We start from the raw sequence: 2,487 nt of genomic DNA, 5'->3' as shown, positions 1-2,487 counted from the left end.
TTAAGAAGGTGCCCTTCCTCTACGCAGAGCGTCAAGCAGAGCTGCTACTCGTCTCGCTGACGCGAGCCGACGATGCCCTTCCTTTGGTCAGGGCAGGGACTGCCAGTCGTGCTGGTAGCCCTGGTAGAGCCAGGTGCGGGTGGTGCCGGTGCGGCGGGCGACCCAGGCGACGCTGTTGCGGCCGCTGGTGACCAGGACGGTGTTGCCGCCGGCGGGGGACGGGACGGCGCTGTACTCGCCGTCGACGCCCACCTGGGCCTGGCTGCCGAACGGGTCGGTGACCAGGGCCGACATCGTGTGGATGTAGCTGATCTGCGGATCGGCCTCGTAGCGGGGCCGGGTCTGCTGGGTCCACATGATGCGCGTGGAATCGGCGGTGAACGCGGGGATGGTGGCGAAACCGTCCAGGTCCGCGCCGCCGCCGCCGAACGCCGCCACCCAGACCTCGGTCCAGGTGGTGAGGTCGATCATGCCGAGGCAGTCGTCGAAGACCGCGAAGCACTCGCCGTTCGGGTAGGCGATGTAACGGCCGTCAGGCGACCAGGCGACCGCCAGCGAATTGGCGGCGGCGTGCCAGGTGGTCGGCGCGGCGGCCGCGACGACACCCTGGCTCTTCTTCGGCAGCTTGTCGGCGATCCGCTGCGCCGCCGGGCTCAGGCGGGTGTCCACCTTCACCGTCTGCACCGTGGCGGCCCCTCGGGCCGACTCCGAGACCGGGCCGAAGTAGGCGATGAAGACCGTCGGCGCGAAGGTGCCCTGCGCGTACGCCAGCCGGTTGCCGTCAGGCGACCATGCCGCGGCGCCTACCTCAGCCCCTGACGTGATCTGCTGGGTGGCGTGGAAGGCGTGGTCGTAGGTGGAGTACGAGCCCACCCACAGGTCGCCGTCCTTGAGGATGGCCATGCCGTCGGAGTACGGACGCCAGCGCGGCCACTCGTAGCCGCCGCCGGTGGTGGCCTGCCAGACGGCGCCGCCCGACTCGGCGACGAACAGGTTGCCGCCGCGGATGAACGCGACGTTGCCCGGTGTGCCCGGAACGACGGCCGCGGCCGGTGACACCGGCATCAGCGTCGCGGCGGCCACCAGGCACAGCCCGACTGCCAACTTGCGCATTCTTCCCATAGCTTCCCCTGACTATTGGAACGGAACGTGTGGCGATCCTATGAACAAAGTCGGTATCGGACTGTCCCCAATGCGATCCGTGTTCTGTATCGGACAGACAGTAGCCAGGACGGAGCGGTGTATCCGACGGGTCGAAGAACCCCGGCTGTGCAATGATCGACTGATGGCCCGCCCGCCGCAGATCTTCGCCGCGTCCGGACTGCTGCGCCCGCTGCCGGGTGCCGCACCGCGTAAACGCAGCCTGCTCATGGAGCATGCGGTCGCGCTGACCGGGGTGCGCCGGGCCCGGATCTGCTACGTGCCGACCGCCGTCGGCGACGACCCCGCCGCAATCGCCGCGTTCGGCCAGGCCTTCGACGACACCGGGCACACGGTCACCCACCTGCGGCTGTTCCCGCAGCCCAACCATGCCGACGTCCGGGCGCACCTGCTGGCGCAGGACCTGATCTGGGTCAGCGGCGGCAGCGTGGTCAACCTGCTGGCGGTGTGGCGGGCGCACCGCCTCGACGCGGTCATGCGCGAGGCGTGGGAGGCCGGGGTGGTGCTCGGCGGCGGCAGCGCGGGCAGCATCTGCTGGCACGTGGGCGGCAGCACCGACTCGTTCTCCGACGACCTCGACCCGGTCACCGACGCGCTGGCGTTCCTGCCGTACAGCAACGGCGTGCACCACGACTTCCCCGGCCAGCCCCGCCGTGCCCGGCTGCACGAGTACGTCGGCAGCGGCCTGCTGCCCGCGGGACACGCCACCGACGACGGCACCGGCCTGCACTACGTCGGCACCGACCTGGTCGAGGCCGTCACCAGCGCGGAGGGCGCCGACGCGTACCGCGTCGAGGTCGACGCCGCGGGAGTGGTGAGCGAGCGCCCGCTGGGAGCGCGCCTGCTGTCCTGAGCCCGGTGGCGTACGCCCCGGGGATTGAAAGGAATTTCAACCGGCCTGCGGAGCAGGGTCGGCGGGTCAAGCGCATGCCATAGATATGTGCGGCTCTTTACATGCCAGAAATCTGTTGCTAGCTTTCAGAAACTTTCAATCGCCTTGCGCAAGAACGGTGGCCGCATCCGCCACGGATGAACCGTCCTCCGTCGATGCCGCACGGCCCCGTGTGAGGAGTTGTCGTGAGCGCTCGACGTCGTGCTCGCGCCCGGTGGGGAGCAATGCTGCTCGCCCTGACCGGTCTCGTCGCGAGCCTGATCCCGATGCTGACGGTGCCCGCGTCGGCCGCCAACACCGTCACCGTGTTCTACCGGCCGAACACCGCCTGGACCACCGTCAACATCCATTACGCGCCGACGGGCGGGTCGTGGACGGCGGTGCCGGGGGTGGCCATGGACGCCGCCTGCACCGGGTGGCGCAAGAAGACCATC

Annotated in this window: 3 protein-coding genes; 2 read left to right on the top strand and 1 reads right to left on the bottom strand. The window is 69.7% G+C overall.

Features of this window, described 5'->3' with window-relative positions:
• Positions 1-87: 87 nt before the first annotated feature.
• Positions 88-1,113: a beta-propeller domain-containing protein gene (locus Cco03nite_RS41830; RefSeq protein WP_203699608.1), complete on the bottom strand. Its 1,026-nt coding sequence runs from the start codon at positions 1,111-1,113 to the stop codon at positions 88-90.
• A gap of 169 nt (positions 1,114-1,282) precedes the next feature.
• Here Cco03nite_RS41830 and Cco03nite_RS41825 point away from each other — a divergent pair, with 169 nt between their 5' ends.
• Positions 1,283-2,014 carry a Type 1 glutamine amidotransferase-like domain-containing protein gene (locus tag Cco03nite_RS41825; protein WP_373314466.1) on the top strand — a complete coding sequence of 244 codons (732 nt, stop codon included), beginning with the start codon at positions 1,283-1,285 and terminating at the stop codon, positions 2,012-2,014.
• Positions 2,015-2,238: 224 nt separating this feature from the next.
• Positions 2,239-2,487, top strand: a 249-nt coding sequence (locus Cco03nite_RS41820; RefSeq protein WP_239168095.1) for a carbohydrate binding domain-containing protein, incomplete at its 3' end; no start/stop codon positions are given.

This window comes from Catellatospora coxensis (assembly GCF_016862635.1).
Lineage (GTDB): Bacteria > Actinomycetota > Actinomycetes > Mycobacteriales > Micromonosporaceae > Catellatospora > Catellatospora coxensis.
This window is presented reverse-complemented; position numbering and strand designations above follow the sequence as displayed.